3 protein-coding genes are annotated in these 19,461 nt (G+C 67.7%); 2 read left to right on the top strand and 1 reads right to left on the bottom strand.

What is annotated here, in order from left to right; all coding sequences use genetic code 11:
* The first annotated feature begins 143 nt into the window (after positions 1–143).
* Both MRY80_RS17940 and MRY80_RS17945 read left to right on the top strand, forming a co-directional pair.
* Complete coding sequence (locus MRY80_RS17940) at positions 144–5,120, top strand: CHAT domain-containing protein (protein ID WP_293292437.1); 4,977 nt, start codon at positions 144–146, stop codon at positions 5,118–5,120.
* The gene (locus MRY80_RS17945) at positions 5,117–5,884 is read left to right on the top strand and encodes a peptidoglycan-binding domain-containing protein (RefSeq protein WP_293292438.1); all 768 of its coding nucleotides are present in this window, start codon (positions 5,117–5,119) and stop codon (positions 5,882–5,884) included. The genes MRY80_RS17940 and MRY80_RS17945 overlap by 4 nt, the downstream gene beginning before the upstream one ends.
* 29 nt (positions 5,885–5,913) lie before the next feature.
* On the opposite strand, the gene MRY80_RS17950 is transcribed toward MRY80_RS17945, so the two are convergent.
* Positions 5,914–19,287 (bottom strand): autotransporter outer membrane beta-barrel domain-containing protein, encoded by a 13,374-nt coding sequence (locus MRY80_RS17950; RefSeq protein ID WP_293292439.1) that lies wholly within the window; start codon positions 19,285–19,287, stop codon positions 5,914–5,916.
* Positions 19,288–19,461 lie beyond the last annotated feature (174 nt).

Raw genomic sequence — 19,461 nt, forward strand, 5'->3', positions numbered from 1 at the left:
GAGCGCATTCGCTTCGTCGGCCCCGACACGCGCGACGGTGCGGCGGCAGCTTGACCCGCGTCTTGACCGTTCAATAGTGTCGGGACAGTTTGCACCGGGACGTTGTCGATCGGGCAAGCATGTTCGGGGAAGTGGGGGAAGCGGTGCTGTTCAGGACCTTGATGATCGTCTGGGCGCTTGTGATGGCTGCGGCCCCTGCCCAGGCGCTCGAAATCTACCGCAACGGGGTACGCTACGACATCGCCGCGCGCCTGCCTTCGGGCGCCAGCTTTCGCGTGGACGGCGTCGATCGAAAATTCGAGCTCGGCGGCGTGGACGGCAATCTGCGCCTCATTCAGGACGACTATGCGGAATGCGGGAGCCTGATCGACGAAAGACAGACGAACTGGGCGAAATACGGGTTCCTGGAGTCTTTCGACCGCTACAAGAGCGCAAACGAGTGCTCGATCACCATCCACGATCCGGCCGGCAAGGAAACGGTCGCCTCCTTCTACATTCGCATCGACGCGTGCAACTGCTTCTCCGCACTGCATTTCCGTTTCTTCGACCGCGACCTGAAGGATTTCGAGGACAACGCGCCCTTCGTCGTCGCCAGCGTGCGCGTCAACAACAACGGCGCCGCGGGGCCCGATGTCGCGACACGCGGGTCGGCTGCAAAGCCTGAAGCGGATCAGGCTGCAGTCACTGACGACAATCCGACTGGCGACGAGCCGAGCGCACCGGCCATGCCCGCAACGGCCCGGGTGTCGGCGGCTCTCGAAGGCCTGACCTGCCTGCGCTCCGTTCACCTCTTCGGCGAGAAGAGCAGCCAGGCTTTTTCCGAGGGCGACAAGGCGGCGCGCGCGCTCATCCTGATGTCCGCATGGACCGGAACGAAGATCGCGGACATGGCGCGGCGCGCAGGCGTTTCGCAGATGGCTTCATCGGTCAGTTATGATTTCCCGGGCGAGGATCGAACAAACCTGCGGCAGATCGAGACTGTCATCGCGGCCCATGGCGAGGCCATCGCGCGGCTGGAAGCCGATGTCGCCCGCTACGGCCTAAGCCTTTGCGGCATCGTCTCGGCCTCGCTTCACGACACCGTCGAAAGACTTTACAACTCGCAAGGGCAGTTCAGATCCGTCTCGCACTGGTATCTGGAAGCCGCGCAGCAGCTCACCCAGTTGCACGAATGCGCAAGCGGTGAAATCGACGGCGCCTTCGGCCCGTCCAGCCGCACGACCTGGAACAGGATGTTGACTGCGCTTGGTCAGCCTTCCGTCGGCGGGGACTTCACGCCCACGATGAGCGACGTGATCCGGGTCGCCGCGATCCCGGTGACGGGGCCCGCCTGCGACGGGGCCTCCGCCGCGAAGGCAGGCACAGTCGCGATCCCCGTCCTGCCGTTTCTCTACGGCCGCACCTGGACATCACAGGGCTGGCTGGAGCGGCGGACGCCGAAACTGCGGGTGATCCTCGACAACCTGGCCACGGCGAACGAATGGACCCCGTTTCAGCAGCGCCTCGTGCGCATTCTGGTCAATGACGCCAACAAGACCAATGACGCCTTCACGGACTGGGACTTCTATGACGCGTTGGCACTCGAAAGGATTTTCAAGTCCGGCATCGGCGTGACACCGAACGAGGGTGCCGCCAGCTATTGGCGCTCCGTCGCCGATCGCAAGCAGACCGAATATCAGCGCTATGTGCGCGTGATCGAAACAGGCGAGAACGTCCGCGACTTCACCCTTGAAATGATCCGCGCGAACACGCCGCCAAAAGACACCTACATGGCGACCTGGGTGAGTTCGCTCATTCCCCTCGATGCCCGCCTTGCGATGAACATCGACCGCCGGGTCGGGATGGCGCGGCTTTCGCATCTCGTCATGAAATATCCGGAGGCGCTCGCGACGGTCGAGCAGACGGCCGGGCCGGAATTGCTCTATCCGCTGGCCGACCGACTGCTGGAGGGGTCGAGCGTGCTTGGCAAGGGCACGGCGCAGGCTCGCGTGCTGCTCGAGGCCGCAGTGAAACAGAAGGCCCCTTACGCCGCCTCGCGCCTCGCCTTCATGCTCTATCACGGCAATGGCGGCCCGGCGGACAAGGAGCGGGCGAAGAGCCTCTTCCAGTTCGCCTCGCGCAATGGCGGGGCCTTCGCCGACTATGCGCTAGGCAGGATCGCCGAGATCGAAACTCCAGAGGATCCGGACAAGGCGTTCGACTGGTATGAGCGCTTTCTCACGCAGAAGCGCAACGGCTACGATTCGTTTGCCGCGGGCAGCCTGATCATCAACCGTATGATGGCCGGCAGCCTCGCGCTGGCGACACCGCGCGCCAAGGCCCTGGTCGATAAGATCGCCCGCGGCCAGCAGGACTATGGGCAGTATTTCCCGCGCAGCCTCGCCCTCCTCTATCTGTGTTCCGATTGCGGCGGCTCGATCGATTACGCGGAGGCCGCACGGTGGCTGCGCATCACCCGCGACGGCGGCGCCGGACGAGCGGGCGTCATCCTCTACCGGCTTCTCAAGCAGCTCCCGGAGCTGGCGACGTCACCGAACGAGGCCATCGACAGCCTCAAATTCACGGTGGACGTCGCCAACGAACACATTCTCAAGAGCGACGACCACGTGGAGCCGTATCTGGCCTTCAAGCTCGAGGAAGCGCGCAATGCGAGCGACCCGGCGGGCCGGCTGCAACAGATGAAGACGGTGATGGACGGCCTGTGCAGGTTTGCCCGGGGGCCCGGTTCCAAATGCGAGACCGCGGCGAAGCATCTCGCCTCCGGCGCCTTCGGCGCGGACCTCGTGGTGGTCGGCCTCGAGCGTCTGGAAGAGCTGAACTCGGTGGCGTTGGTCGACGTGCTCGCGGCCTATGGCGACTTCAAGGGCGCGCTCGAGCGCGGGTTGCGCGCGGAAGCGGACAAAATGTTGCGCTCGTCTTCGGTCATTTCGAGCGAGACGTCGGAACGAGACTCGTTCTTCGCCGACATCGACCATCTGCGCGCACCGACGCTGCGCCGCCTGGTCTCGCAGAGAGACCCCTCCGACATGGCGTCGCTGCCCGACGGTTTCGTCGAATATCTGGGCCTGCTGGCACGCAACGGCGACGACGAGGCACGCGAATATCTGCAACTCGTCTCGTCCGCGCCTGCGCCCCTCGAAACCGTCAGCCCGGACCTTGAGGCTGCACGCCAGACCTTCGAGCGGGTCAAGGCGCGAGGCGGGCTGAGCATGTCCCTCGTCAATGCGGCGCGCATCTATTCGACCGCTCTGCAGGCGGCGCAGGCGCCCGCACAGGCGCTTCAATACGAACTGACGGCTCTCGCGGCCGAGCGCCAGCTTGACCAGGTGACCGGCTTCAACGCCGGGCCGCTGCAGGGCCGGCTCAAATCCGTCTGCCACCTCTCCAAGGCAAGCGAGCGCATCTTCGCGCTCGGTGCCGACGGCGTCGCGCTGGTGCTCGCCAAGGACGCCATCAACGAATTGCAGGACATTCGTCAGCAACTTGCATCGCTTCCCGAGCGGCTGCAGGGATGTTTCCGGGACCTCGTCGCCGACAACTACCGCTGGCTCGCCGACCTTCTCGTCCGTCAGGATCGGTTGAGCGAGGCCGAACTCGTGCTGTCGCTTCTGAAGGACTTCGAGGCGTTCCAGTTCGCGGGCCGCGACAGCGCCTTTTCCGGCGACGCCTTCCGCCAATTGCCCTATTCGGCCGCCGAGCAGGCCCTGAAGGACGCGCTCGACGACCTCACCCTTCCGACCGTCACCGATACGCGCCGCAGGATCGAGCTGCGCGCAAAGCAATCCGTGCAGAGCCTGACACGCGCCGAGCAATCCGAGCTCGCAGAGATCGAGCAGAACCTCGCTGCCGCCGAAGCGGCCTACGAAGCCGGGCTGCAGCGCATCCTCGACGCCGCGGATGGCCTCGACGGCGCAGCGCTCCCCGAAGCGACGCTCGCCGCGGAGCAATCCGTCCAGGAGACGTTGCTGGGCAGGCTCGAGGAGAATGTCGCGGCGATCCACTATCTCGTCATGCCCGACCGGCTGAACATCATCCTGACCACGCGCACGGACCGCAAAAGCGTCACGATCGACACCTGGAACGACGAACCCTTCTCAGAGGCTAAGCTGAACGAGGAGCTGGAATATTTCCATTTCGTCATCAGCAATCCGAGCTTCGACCCGCTTCCAGTCAGCCGCCAGCTCTACGATCTGCTGGTCGCTCCGCTCAAAGAGGAGTTGAAGGCCGCCGATCCGGAGATGCTGCTCGTCTCGCTCGACAAGCGCCTGCGCTATCTGCCCTACCAGACGCTGCATGACGGCGACAAATTCCTGGTCGAGCGCTTCGCCCTGTCGCTGTTGACCAGCAGCGAGAGCGAAATCAGCGGCAGCCATGTGTCCGACGTGCCTTTCGCCGCGCTGGGGATGACCCAGCAGTCCGGCCTGTTCGCGGCGCTGCCCGGCGTCGCCGTCGAGCTCGACGGCATCGTCAAGGGGCAGAACGGGTTCGGCTTGTTCGACGGCCAGGTCTACATGGACGAGGCCTTCGACCGGCCTGCCCTCGTGCGGTCCCTGAAGATCGGCGAGACAGGCGACGCCGGCCTCGGCTTCGTGCATGTCTCGTCGCATTTCCAGCTTGGCGACAACGACGTCGATTCGTTCTTGCTGCTCGGCAACGGAGAGCATCTGAGCCTCGCCGAAATCAAGGACGACCCGAATGCCTTCGACTTCAGCCATGTCGAACTGCTGACCCTTTCGGCCTGCGAGACCGGCCGGGCGCATCCGGACAATGACGGCAGGGAGATCGAGAGCCTTGCCAAGATCACCGGAGACCGTGGCGCCCATTCGACAATCGCCAGCCTGTGGCCAGTGGCCGACAGCTCCACGGCCCTTCTGATGCAACGTTTCTATGAGCTGCGCGCGCTCGGTTCCATGTCGAAGGCCAAGGCGCTCGCCGTGGCTCAGCGCGAGTTCATCCGCGGCGAAGTCGGGAGTTCGGAAAACCTCACGACCCGAAGCATCGTCTACGAGACGGCCCGCCGGTTCGGCGCCCCGTTCACAGAGCGCGACGACGGCATCGATCCGGGATTTGCCCATCCCTTCTACTGGGCTCCATTCGTTTTGACCGGAAACTGGCGATGACCCGCACATTCAGGAACACATCCGCACAAGCAATGGTCGCGGCCGCAGCTGCCGGCTTCTGGCTGGCGCCGACCACGACGCTGGCGCAGGACGCCACGGCCGACATCATGGCGAAGGCCGATCAATGCTTCGGGGCGTCATTCAGTCGTGAGGAAGGGCCGGTCCGAGACGTGCGCGTGATCTTCTCCGCCACGGACACAACGGAGGAGCCGCGCTGGAACTCCTTCGTGAGCTTCGAATACAGCCTGTGGGACGTTCCCAACGAGACCTATGGCGTCACCTCGTCGTGCACCGCATCCGGCGACGACATTTTCTGCACCGGCGAATGCGATTCCGGCGCGCTGCGCATCCAGCTCGCCGAAGACGGCCGCCTCTTCGTCGAGGCGCCCGGAACCTATTACATGCTGATGCAGGGTACCGACGGCATGGTGCCTCCCGTGATGGACGCGGACGGCATCTGGCTGAACGACATCTTCGCGCTGTCGCCCGTCGACGATCCGGACGGCAAGTGCAACGCCACGCCTCAGCAGACCTTTGTCGAGCTGCGCGCGGGTGACCTCTCGCCGCGCGTCAAGATCCTCGAGACGAAGCTGAACAGCCTCGGCCACTTCCTGGAGTTTCCCAACACGGTTTTCGACGAGCAGACGACCGCGGCGGTGCTTTCGTTCCAGACACAGTATCAGCTTCCCGCGACCGGGGTCGTCGATCAGAGAACGGCACGCGTGATCGACAGCGCCGCCTTCACAAGCGGCGGCGGGTGCTAGTCGCCCAGCAGGCCGCGTAGGTCGCAACCTCAGAAGGCCAGGCGCGCCGCGATATGGGCCTGATGCGAGTTGGTGTCGCCGCCGAACTCGCCGCGATAGCCCATGTCGACCTGCAGCCGCTCGCCGCCGAATACCTGCAGGCGGGCTTCGCCGAACAGCGTCTTCTCGTCGATCGGGGTGGCGATCATGGCCGGGTCGGCGGCACTGTCCGCGCCCAGCAACCGGAAGGGATGCGTGATCGCGTCGGTGTCGTGGATCACCGCGCCGCCCGCCAGGATCAGCCGCGCATTGTCGGTGATTTCCGCCCCGACCGTGATCTGCGGCACGATGCTGGCGATCCATTGGCCGTGCGCGTCGCCGGCGACGCCCAGTCCGTCGAGACCTGTCTCGGTGAACGCCCCCTGGCCCACCCGCAGATAGGAGGCGCCGACGCCCGGCCGCACGAAAACAGGACCCAGATCAAAGGAATAGCCCGCCTCGCCGACGAAGCCGACATAGGTGTTGCCGTATTCCGCCGAGCCGATGCCGGCGGTGAACACCGCCTGGCGCCGATGCATGGTCGCATATTGCTTTCCGGCAATCACAGAGAAGGAGATGCTGCCGTCGCCGGCGTCGCCGAAGGTCCTGCGGAAGCCGAAGCCGCCATGATATCCGTAGGCTTGGCCCATCGCCCGGTCGCCGTCGAACGCGATGTCGCTAACATTGTCGTAGCCCATCGCCCAACCCAGCGACCAGCCCTGTTCCATCGGCACGTCAGCGCCGAAGCGCAGCCGGAAGACATCCGCAATCTCGACCGACTTGCCGAAGTCCGACCCGTCGCGATCGAGGCCGTGAACCTCGATCTTGTTCCAGAGGCAAGGCCCTGAACCGGCATCGGACCAGTCGGCGCAGCCGAACAGGTTGCCGGCGAAGTCACGCGCCGACTGGAACTGCTCGACGGAGGGCGCAAGGTAGGCCTCGGGGTCCAATTCGCTGAAGATTTCCGCGTAGAGGTCTTCCTGGCCGACCGGAAGGCTTCCGAGAAGCGCCAGCAAGCGGCCGATGCCGTTGGCCCCGCCGACATCCAGCGCCGAATCGAGGTGCCGGCCCATCGCGGCCTCGTTGCGGGTTAGGAAATCCTGTCCGAACTCGCTCTCATAGCCGAGCAGGATGCCGTCATCGCCGTCGATCACCTTGTAGTCGAGCGCGATCGTGTCCTCGACATGGAGCCCCAGATCGGTGCCCGTACCCTCCGTCGCGACAAGCGGTACGGGATCCGAATTCTCGAGCCAGGTCAGCGTGATGACGGCTTCGCCTTCCACGACCGCGTCGCCCGTCGCATCGATCCTGTCGGATGCGTAGGGCCCGAAGGCGATGTCGTAATAGCTCTTGCCGTCGACCGTTTGGACGAAGTCGCCGTCGAGCGCGACGTGACTGATCACCGACGTGCCGAACAGAATGTCGTTCGCCGGATCGTCCGAAACATAGTCGTCATATGCCTCGCCCGCCGCGAAATCCAGCGGGTAGAACGGTGCGGACTGGCCGAGATAGAGATATCCGGCGTTGGTGAAGTTGCCGGTGCTTCCAGCGCCGTCCCGCAGGTCCAGCGTATCGATGGTGACGAAACTCGCCCCCATGCGGTTGAGCACGGCATTGTCGCCCGCGCCGAGCACCAGATTGCCGACGATCGCTCCGCTGTTGTCGACGGTGTCGTTGCCGTCTCCCGCCAGGACGACGAGGCCGGAGACTGCGGACAAACTGCCCGATGCGAGGAGCTTGTTGTCTGCGCCGCCTTCCAGGACGACGGCCTTGCCGTCGCCGGCGCCGCCGCGAATATCGTCACCAGCCGTGACGGTGATGTTTCCGGCGCTGTCCGTTCCGTCGCTGATCGCCCAGACACCGACGCTGTCCGTGCCGCTCGTGTAAACGGTGCCCGTCAGGCCGACGGTCACGGCGCCGCTGGTCTTGCCTTCGCTGCGGGCTGTGACGCCGACGGATTGCGTGCCCAGCATCGCGACCGAACCGCCGACCTCGACGTCCACCGCGCCGGCACCGGCGCTCGTCACGCTTTCAGCCACCAGCCCCTTCGACTCATCGCCCTGCGCCTCGATCGAACCGCTGACGCCGACCGACACTGCGCCGGTTCCGTCGGCGCCCGCGCTCTGCGCGTAAACGCCCGTGTTGGCGCTGCCGCCGAGCAGGATCGAGCCGTCCAATTCGACCGAAACCGCGCCGCCGCTGCCAGCGCCGCCTGCCGCGCCAAGGAACGTGCCGTCGATGAAGCCGCCGCCGCCGCCGATGCTCTGCGCCAGAATGCCGATGCCGCCATCGCCAAGAATGCCGACATTGCCGGTCTGGGTCACGGAAACGGCGCCGCCGTCACCGCTGTTGTTGTCGAGAAGGACCACGTCCGGCTGCGAGAAGCTGCCGAAGATCGCGCCGCCGCCGCCGCCAATCGACTGGACGATGATGCCGTGCGAACTCGTGCCGGAGGTGAGGACCTGGCCGTCATTGGCAAGCGTGACCGAACCTCCATTGCCTTCCGCGCCCTTGAAGCCGCCCAGATAGATGTGCGGCGCGTCGTCCCCGCTCACGGTGGCGGCCCCGCCGCCCGCGCCAATCGACTGGACGAGCAGTGCCGGCGCGTGGTCGCCGGTGGTCTGGAAGCCTCCGCTGTAGCCGATGTCGATGGCGCCGCCGTCATTGCCGGTGCCGCCTTCCGCCCCGAGGCTGATCCAGGTGGTCCCGCTGCCCAGCGTCGGCGTCGTGAAGGCGGCGAAGCTGGCAGCGCTCAAGACGTCGTTCTGCGGCTCGGCTGCGTCGGTGTCGTCCTGGCTGCCGATCTGCAGGTCGATGAAGGCATACCCGCCGCCTCCGCCGATCGACTGGACGACCGCGCCCGGCGAGAAATCGCCGCCCGTGGCGACCATTCCGTCCTGTTCGTAGGTGATGTCGCCGCCGGTCGAGGTCTCGACCTCGTCGCCGCCAAGATTGACGACCGTTCCGCCGAACCATTCCTCGAACAGGCTTTCGATCGCGACGAAAAGGCGTCCGCCGCCGCCGCCGATGGACTGCACATTGGTGCCGACGCTGTTTTCGCCGAGCGTGACGACATTGCCGGACTGGGTACTGTCGATGTCGCCACCGTCATTGTTCTCGCCGCCGTCGCTGCCGAGGTCCGCCTGCACCGTCAGGTCAGTCTCCTCTTCGCCAAGGCTTTCGTCGAGTTCGGCAAGCGTGAAGTTCAGCGAAATGGTTCCGCCGCCGCCGCCGATCGAATCCACCGAGATGGCGACGGAATCATCGCCGCCGGTCCCGATCGTGCCTGTCGAGTTGACGGTCACCTTGCCCGCATTCATGCCCGACGCCCCCTCGGCCCCCGCACGGGCCGCGACCAGCGGGTCGGGCGCTTCGGCCGGGCCGGTGCCACTGAGCAGCGACAGGCCGGGAAGCGCCGTGAAGCCGTCGATGTTGAGGTCCAGACCGCCGCCGCCGCCATTGATACTTTGCGCCTTGATCGCCTCGGAACCGTCGCCCAGCACCGTGATGTCGCCGGTATGGGTGACCGTCACGTTGCCGCCCTGGCCGCCCTCGCCGCCGCCGGTCGCGCCGAGGATGGCCGAGAAGGCGTTGGAGGCGACCAGTGTGATCGGTTCGACCGTCGCAGCGAAGCCCATGGAGGCGTTGCCGCCGCCGCCGCCGATCGACTGGGCGAGAATGCCGTGGGCCTTGTCGCCCTGGGTCAGGATCGTGCCCGAATTGGTGACCGTGACGCCGCCGCCGTCGCCGCCGTCGCCGCCGACGCCGCCCAACGCAATCAGAGGTGTGTTGGTCGCCCCGGAGCCGATGATGAAATTGCCCGCGATCACCATGCCGCCATTGCCGCCGCCGCCGCCGAGACTTTGCGCGAAGATGCCGTGCGCGCCTTCGCCGGACGTCTGCACATGGCCGGAATTCTCGACCGTGACCTTGCCGCCCTTGTTGCCCTCGCCGCCGAAGGCGCCGAAATTGAAGCCGGCGGTAAGGCTCTCGGCACCACCGCCCAGGCCGCTCATGGAGAAGATCGAGGAGCTGTTGCCGCCGCCGCCACCGATGCTTTGCGCGAAGATGCCGTACGCGCCCTTGCCCTCGGTCACGATGACGCCGGACATGTCGCCGTCCGACGCCGTATCGGAGACGCGGTTGATGACCGAAACCTCGCCACCGGTGCCGCCTTTTCCGCCGTCGCCGCCGATATTGACGACGAGTCGGTGCTGCGTCGTCGACACCGTCCCGCCGGCGATCGCATCCAGCACGATGCCGGCATCGCCGCCGCCGCCGCCGATGGAGTTCGCGCTGATGCCGGCCGCATCGGTTCCGGTGGTATAGATCAGCCCTTCATTGGTCACATCGACATCGCCGGCGGTTTCGCCCTCGCCGCCGCCGCCACCGACATTCACGTCTACGGAGTTGGTATCGTAATTGCCGATCAGCCGGGCATGCAGCGCGGCACCGCCCACGCCGCCGCCGCCGCCGATCGACTGGGCGCGTATGCCGTAGGATTTGTCGCCCGAGGTGGCGATGGCGCCATTGTTCGTCACGGAGACGTCGTCGCCCGTGCCGCCGGTGCCGCCCGTCCCGCCGACCGCGATGGTCAGCGAGTTGGAGGAATTGCTTTGCGGCCCGGCCACAAGCGTCCAGCCCAGCGTGCCGGCCATGCCGCCCGCGCCGCCGCCGCCGCCGATCGACTGCGCCAGGATGCCGTCGGAATCGTCGCCCTCGGTGATGATCGCGCCGTCATTGGTGACGGTCACCTCGTCGGCCACCGCGCCCGATCCGCCCTCGCCGCCGACGGACAGGGCGAAGGCCCCCTTCACGTTGATAACGAGCCCCATGGCGCTGCCGCCCGCGCCGCCGTCACCGCCGATCGACTGCGCGAGAATGCCCCGGGAGCGCTCGCCCGCGGTTTCGATATCGGCGGCGTTGTCCACCGTGATGGAGCCGGCGATGCCGCCTTCCCCGCCGGTGCGCCCGACCGCGAGCGAACCCGAATAGCCTTCCGCGTTGGCGCCTTCGCCGAACGTGACCGCGACGCCGATGGAGCGCGAACCGCTGCGGCCGCCCGCGCCGCCAATCGACTGGGCGACGATGCCGCTGGAATCGTCGCCGTCGGTTTCGAGCGTGCCGTCGGTCGTCACCTCGACATCGCCCGCCTCTCCGCCGGTGCCACCCTTGCCGCCGAGGCCGATGGAGACTTCGTTCCAGGAGAAGGGAGAATTGGCGAAATCGAACGAGGCGTCGCCACCGCCGCGGCCGATCGACTGGGCCGTGATCGCCGCCGAATTATGCCCGCCCGTGATGATGACGCCGTCATGCTCGACGCTGACATCGCCGGCGATACCGCCCGTCCCGCCGTCGCCGCCGATGGCCATGCTCAGGGCCGCCGACTTGCCGTAGAAACCCGTCCCGACATTGAAGGTGCCGCTGCCGCCACCGCGTGTGATGGATTGGGCCAGAATGCCGCCGCTGCCGTCGCCGTCGGTCTGGATGTCGCCATTGTGGCGCACCGAGACGTCGCCGGAATCGCCGGCGTCTCCTCCGGATCCACCCACCGCGATGGAAGCCGAGATCGCATCGCTCGGATCGCTCGCCGCAGCGACGCCCAGCACCGCGTTGATGCCCGCATTGCCGCCGCCGCCGCTTATCGACTGGGCGATGATGCCGGCAGAGGCGTCGCCGAACGTCATGATCAGGCCGGGCGTTTCCGTCTCGACGGTATCGACCACGGTATAGCCGCGCACCAGCGTCACGTCGTCGGAATCGCCCCCGGCGCCGCCCGTGCCGCCGATGCCCATCGCCAGCGGGCTGCCCGACGGCGCGATCACGCCCGTCGCATTCAAACCGCCGGTGCCACCGCCACCGCCAATCGACTGGATCACGATGCCCGCGCCGTTCGCACCATATTCGTCTGCGCTGAAGGTGATCGTCTCTTCGCCCGTATCGTCGTCGGTGGAAACGTCGATCACGGTGTTCATGAAGATGTTGCCGTTGCTGACAAGCGATACCTCGGCGCCGTCGGCGCCCGTCCCGCCGTAGCCGCCGAGCCCCATCCCGAAGGTGAAGCCGTCGATCCGGCTGGTTCCGCCGGAACCGGAAATCACGCCGGTGACGTTCATGCCTCCGGCGCCGCCACCGCCGCCGATCGACTGGACGAGGACACCATGCACGTCGAAGCCGTCCACCATGATCTGGCCGGTATGCGTGACGGTCACCTCGCCGGCATCGTCGCCGTCACCTGCAAACCCGCCCACGCCGAAGGTCAGGGCCGGCTCCGTCGTGGTGGTCAGCGACGCGATCACGCCGCCGCTGATGTTGATGCCGCCCGCACCGCCGCCGCCGCCGATCGATTGGGCAAGAAGGCCCTTGGAGTGGTTGCCCGAGGCGAAGATGTCGGCATCGACATCGACCGTGACGTCATCCGCCGACCCGCCGTCGCCGCCGAAGCCGCCGACACCGACGACGACCTGGCCTTCGGTCGAAATGCCGCCCGAGATGTTGAAGCCGCCCACGCCACCGCCGCCGCCGATCGACTGGGCGGCCAAAGCAACCGTATTGTCGCCCGCCGCCTGGACCTGTGCGCGTTCGGTGTCGTCGTCTTCGGCTGCAAGGGTGACGCTGACCTCGCCCGCGTTGCCGCCATCGCCGCCGAAGCCGCCGATCCCGATCGATCCAAGGCGGCCATTCGACGTCTTGGTGGTCGTGATCGCCACCTGCCCGGAGACATTGAAGCCGCCCGCACCGCCGCCGCCGCCGATCGATTGGGCCAGCACGCCGTTCGAGCCGTCCGAACGGGTGCGATAATCGTCGAGCTTCAGGGTTTCTCCGTCCACATTGAACGAACGGTCGGTGAAGGTTTCCTCATCGCCAAACCCCGAGGCGAGCACGCTGCCGCTCACCGTGACGGTTACATCGTCGGCGTCGCCGCCGCCACCGCCGAACCCGCCAAGGCCGAAGCCGAAGCTGCCGGCATTGCCGCTCGTGGACCCGGACAGGTCACCGGTGACATTGAGACCGCCTGCGCCACCACTGCCGCCGATGCTCTGCGCGACGAGGCCGTCGGAAAGCGCGCCGGTCGTGTAGGTGTCGCCTTCGCGAGTCAGTTTCACTTCGCCGGCATTGCCGCCATCGCCCCCGAAACCGCCAATGCCGACGGTGACCGTGCCGGCCGTTCCTGAACCGAGCGCGACCGATCCGGAGATGTTGATACCGCCCGCACCACCGCCGCCGGCGATCGATTGAGCCATGACGGCATCGGCATTTTCGCCGGTAGTGACATAAAGGCCGGTCACGTCGCCGGTGACCTTGCCGGCATCGCCCGCGCTTCCGCCGAAGCCGCCGATCCCGATGCCCGCTGAAATGGCAGTGTTTTCCTTGCTGCTGGTCAGGCTGACATTGCCGGTCACGTTGAAGCCGCCTGTGCCGCCGGCGCCGCCGATGCTCTGCAGGATGACACCGAAGGCGTCGTCGCCGCCGGTGGAGACGTCTCCGTCAAGCGTGCCGCTGACATTGCCCGCATTGCCGCCGCCGCCGCCGAAACCGCCGAGGCCGAAGCCGAGCGAGCCGGTCGTCGCGCGGCTGGCCGCGATGCCGCCCGTGACATTGAAGCCGCCCGCGCCGCCGCCGCCGCCGACGGACTGCATCAGGGCGCCATAGCCGCCGTCGCCTTCCGTCGTGATGTCGCCGGTCAGCGAGCCCGTGACGCCGGCCCCCTTGCCACCGGCGCCGCCGAACCCGCCGACGCCGACGCCCAGATTGCCGGCGCCGCTCTCGCCAAGTGCGAGCGAAATGCCGCCCACGATATTGAAGCCGCCTGAACCGCCGCCGCCGCCAATGCTTTGGAAGGTCGCGCCGGACGAATCCTCGCCCTCCGTCTCGATATCGCCGACCAGCGTCGCGGTGACCGTCGATCCGTCGCCCCCGTCGCCACCGGCCCCGCCGATGCCGACCAGTATGTTACCGGCGAGGTCCTTCGAGCCGGCGATACCGGCGGTGATCGCGATGCCGCCCTTGCCGCCGCCGCCCCCGACCGACTGGACGAGCAGAGCGGAGGAATCGTCACCCGTCGTGCCGATGTCGCCATAGATGTCGGCCGTGGCCGTTCCGGCGTCGCCGCCGCCGCCGCCCTTGCCGCCGATCCCGATGCCGAGATTGCCCGCGCCGCTGGACCCCATGGCCACATTGCCGTCGATGACCATGCCGCCGACGCCACCGCCGCCGCCCAGCGACTGCACGATGATCCCGATCGACTCGTCCCCCTCGGTCACCGCGGACACCAGCGTGTCGTCGGAATCCGTGACGTCCTCGTTCATCGTCAGGCTGACATTGGCGCCGTCGCCGCCGCTGCCGCCCGCGCCGCCCAGTCCGAGGCTGACATTGCCGCCCCAATCGGAGCCGGCCGCAATGCCGCCATTGATGTTGAACCCGCCGGCCCCACCGCCGCCGCCGGCCGACTGGACGAGCACACCCGTGCTTTTCTCGCCCTTCGTCACGGCCGCGCCGATGATGTCCGCCGTCACCGTGGATGCGTCGCCGCCACCGCCGCCCGATCCGCCGATGCCGACATTGAGATTACCGGAGACGTTTCCGAAGGCGCTGATCCCGCCGCTGATGTTGAAGCCGCCCGATCCGCCGCCGCCGCCGAGCGACTGCGCAACGATCGCGTCGGACTTGTCGCCTTCGGTCTGTGCCGCAACCAGCGAGGTGGTCGGCGACGTCAGTTCGTCGTTGATCGAGAGCGTGACAGCTCCGGCGTCGCCACCTTCGCCGCCGGAACCGCCAAGCCCGACATTCAGCGTGCCGGCTCCCGAGCTTCCGCCCGCGATGCCGCCGCTGATGTTGAACCCGCCTGCGCCACCGCCGCCGCCGACGCTTTGCGCCAGCACCGCGACGCTTTCCTCGCCCTTGGTCAGGCTGTAGCCGGTGATGTCCGCGCTGACCGCGCCGCCGTCTCCACCATCACCGCCCGAGCCGCCGATGCCGACATTGATGGCGCCTGCCGCGGTACCGGCGCCGGCGATGCCGCCGCTGATGTTGAAGCCGCCCGATCCGCCGCCGCCGCCAAGCGACTGGACGACGACGCCGCGCGAGCGGTCGCCCTCGGTCGATGCCGCCACGCGGCTCGTGTCGGTGACGGTCACTCCGTCATTGACGGTGAGCGTCACGTCGCCGCCATCGCCGCCGCCACCGCCCGACCCGCCGATTCCCACGGAAACGCCGGCGGCCCCGGTCGCCGCGAAATTCACGCCACCGGAAATGTTGAAAGCACCATTGCCACCGCCGCCACCGAGGCTCTGGGCGGTTATCGCGTCGCTGTCATCGCCCTTGGTCACGGCCGACCCTGTGAGATCGAGCGTGACGTCGTCGCCATCACCGCCGTCGCCGCCCGATCCGCCGACACCGACGCTGGCGCTGCCGGAATAGGTGCCCGTCGCGGTGAGCCCGCCGGTGACGTTGAACGCGCCGGATCCTCCGCCCCCGCCAACGCTTTGCGCCAGCGCGCCGTAAGAGCTGGCGCCTTCAGTGTAGATGTCGCCGTCGATCGTGGCGTCCACGGTGCCGGCATTGCCGCCACCACCACCGCTGCCGCCCACGCCGATGCCAACATAGCCGCTGCCCGTTCCGGCGAAGGTCGCGCCGCCGGTGATGTTGAACGCGCCCGCACCGCCGCCGCCGCCGAGGCTCTGGGCGGTGAAGGCCGCCGATTCGTCGCCATAGGTCGAGATCGACGCCGCGTCCGCCGTCACCGAAGAGGCGTTGCCGCCGCCGCCGCCCGATCCGCCGACCCCGACACCGACAGCGCCCGCGCCGGTGCCGGCCATCGCGACATCGCCGCTGATGTTGAACGCACCCGCGCCGCCGCCGCCGCCGAGGCTCTGGGCGACGAAGCCGCGCGACTGGTCGCCCTGCGTCTCGATGTCGTCTTCGGCGTCGGCGTCGACAGTGCCCGCGCTTCCGCCGTCTCCGCCGGCTCCGCCGAGGCCGACGGACACGCTGCCGCCGCCCGTTCCCGAAATCGAAAGGTTGCCGGACACGTTGAAGCCACCGGACCCGCCGCCGCCGCCAAGCGACTGCACCACCAGCCCGTCCGACTGCTCGCCTTCCGTGAGGATCACGCCGCCGACACTGCCGCTGACATTGCCGCCATTGCCGCCGCCACCGCCCGTTCCGCCCAGACCGACGGACACGCCGGCACCGACCGTGCCGCCGACGCTGACGGTGCCGGCGACATTGACGCCTCCCGAGCCGCCGCCGCCGCCGACCGACTGGATGACCGCCCCGGACGACCGATCTCCGCTGGTGTAGATGTTGCCGCCGATGTCGCCATCGACCTTGCCGCCATTGCCGCCGCCGCCGCCGGATCCGCCAAGTCCCACGGCCACGCCGCCGCCCACGACGCCGCTCATCGCGACGGCACCCGACACGTTGTAGCCGCCCGCGCCGCCACCGCCGCCGACCGACTGGATCAACGCGCCGGCCGCATCGTCGCCGGCCGTCGAGATGGTTCCGTCGAACGCCACATCCACCGTGCCCCCGCGGCCGCCATCGCCGCCGGAGCCGCCGATACCGATGGGAACGCCCAGCGCGAACGTGTCGGACAGCGCGACCGCGATCGAGATGTTGTAGCCGCCCTTGCCGCCGCCGCCGCCGACGCTTTGTCCGAGGAGGCCGGTGGAAAAATCGCCGGTGGTGACGATCGACCCGCCGGAATCGATGTCGACCGTTCCGCCATTGCCGCCGCTGCCGCCCGAGCCGCCGATGCCGACGGAAACGGATGCGCCGACCGCGATGCCGCCGGCGACCGACGTCGCGATGGAATAGCCGCCCGAACCGCCGCCGCCGCCGACGCTTTGGGCGTAGATGCCCTCTGAATTGTCGCCATAGGTGACGACGTTGACGTCACCGTCGATCGAGACCGTACCGCCCTTGCCGCCGCCGCCGCCCGATCCGCCGATCGCGACGCTGACGGCGCCGAACAGGCCGGCGGTGACATTGGTCGCATAGCCGCCATTGCCGCCGCCGCCGCCGACGCTCTGCAGGAAGACGCCGCGCGAACGGTCTCCTTCCGTGACGACCAGCGGCTCGATGTCGGTGTCGGTACCGTCGATGTCCACGGTGCGCGCGTCGAAACTGACGGAGACCGCCCCGCCGTCTCCGCCGCCGTCTCCGCTCCCGCCGATGGCCACGCCGGCAAACAGGCTGCCGGAATCGACCGAGCCGCCATTGCCGCCGCCGCCCCCGATGCTCTCGGCGAAGACGCCGTGGGAGTCGTTGCCCTCCGTCCAGATGACGCCGCTATGGGTCACGTCCACTTGACCGCCGTCGCCGCCGCCCGCGCCGCTGCCGCCGATCGTCGTGAACGCACCGCCGGCATAGCCGCCGTCCCCGCCGCCGCCGCCGATGGATTGCGCCTGCAGCGCCGTCGCGAAATCGCCGGCTGTCTTGATGATGCCGCTGTTGTCGATCGTAACCTTGCCGCCATCGCTGCCGACACCGCCGTCACCGCCGATCGTCACCAGCGACCCGCCTTCGCCGCCCGCTCCGCCGCCACCGCCGACGGATTGGGCGAAGAGGCCGCGCGCGCGGTCGCCTTCGGTGGAGATGAAGCCGGAATTGGAGACCGTTACATTACCGCCGTCTCCGCCGGAATCGCCGTCGCCGCCCAGGGCGACAAGGCCTGCCGAATTCGACCCGGTTCCGCCGCCACCGCCGACCGATTGCGCGACAACGCCGTCGGCCCCGTTGCCGCTCGTCCAGACCTGACTCGCCGACGACAGCGAGACGGAGACGTTGCCCCCATCGCCCGCCGCCCCGCCGTCGCCGCCAAGCGCCACCACGCCGCCCGTGGCGTTGACGTCACCGCCGCCGCCGCCGACCGACTGGGCGAAGACACCCCGCGCGTCCGCGCCGGACGTCACGACCGTCGCGCCGCTCTGGATCGTCACATTGCCGCCGTCGCTGCCCGAACCGCCGGTACCGCCGACCGACCAGAAACCGCCCGTTCCCGCGGCCGCGCCGCCGCTGCCGCCGACGCTCTGCGCAAACAGCCCGTAAGACCCGATGCCGCGGGTTTCCACGTAGGCGTCATCGCTCGCCGTGATCTTGGCCGTTCCGCCCTTGCCCGCCGTCCCGCCGCCGCCGCCGATCGCATAGGCGCCACCATTCGTGGACTTGGCCGAACCACCGCCGCCGCCCACTGACTGGGAGAAAAGACCGTGCGAATTGGCGCCCTTGGTCACCGTCTCGCTGGTACTGCTGGCGACGACCTCGGCCGTGCCGCCATTGCCGGCACTGCCGCCGTCATTGCCGAATGCGACCAGTCCGCCGCTCTTGCCCGAGTTGCCGCCGTCGCCGCCGAGAGACTGCGCCATGGCGCCGTGGGACGATTCCCCCTCGGTCACGATGATGCCGCGCTGCTCGGCCTTGGCGCTGCCGCCGTCGCCGCCCTCGCTGCCGTCTCCAGCCTTTCCGACGACGCCATAGCTGTTGCCGCCCTTGCCGGAATTGCCGCCGCGGCTTTGAACGAAGAGACCGTTCGCCTCGTCGCCCTTCGTCAGCACATTGCCGTAATTGCGCCCGATCGCGGTTCCGCCGGCGGCGGAGTCACCGCCACTGCCGCCGCCGCTGAAAATGTAGCCCGATCCGCCCTTGCCGCCCTCGCCGGCCTGGCTCTGCACCATGATGCCGTGGCTGCTTTCGCCGGTCGTGGTGATGTTGACATAGTTGTTGAGGGTGACGTCGCCGCCGTCGCCCGCCTCCCCGCCCTTCTTGCCGGATGAGCCGGCATAGCCGTCGCCGCCCTTGCCGCCGTTTCCACCGACGCTCGCGGCATAGATGCCCGGCAGATCGTCGCTGACGGTCGTGATGTTGCCGTTGCTTGACGTGACGTTCAGTTCGTAATCAGGCCCGTTCTTGCCGTCATCGCCCTTCTCCGCGGGAATGCCGAGTGCGCCGTCGGCCCCTTTGCTGCCGTTGTTGCCCTTTCGGTATTCATCGACATTGTTCGCGTCCGCGCTGGCCGTCGGAAACGACGCGGACCCGTAGCTTGTCGATCCGACGCTCGGATCGGCGGTCGAGAAATCCAGGACGATGTCGCTGGTTGTGGTTGCCAGGCTGCTGTCGGCCAGTGTCACCGAAGTCACGTGACCGCCGATGCCGGTGGTCACCGCCGTGACGGTGTAGGTTTCATTGGTCGCGACGTCAGTGAACTCGTCGCCGATTTCCTGCGCCAGCAGGATGAACTGGTCATGGCTCGTGCGCACCTTGTAGACGGGGCTGCCAATGACCTCGACGACGGTTTCGTATCTGTCCGCCTCGGCATTGTAGACTTCATCCCCGACAACGACCGCGCCGATCAGCGTGTCCGCCGCGACCTGGACGGGAACCATCCCTCCCAATAGGAGCGACATTGCAACGAGCCATCGCCGGATGTCGCCGGCGCGGGCTCTCAGACGTGAATTCAAGTATCGGGCAAGTGTCCGCAGCGTACCGGTTTCGCAACTATTACAACCGTCGCTCGCGGTGTCTTCAAGCACAGGAACCGCTTCATCGAACGCGCGGCG

This window comes from Oricola sp. (assembly GCF_022763245.1).
Lineage (GTDB): Bacteria > Pseudomonadota > Alphaproteobacteria > Rhizobiales > Rhizobiaceae > Oricola.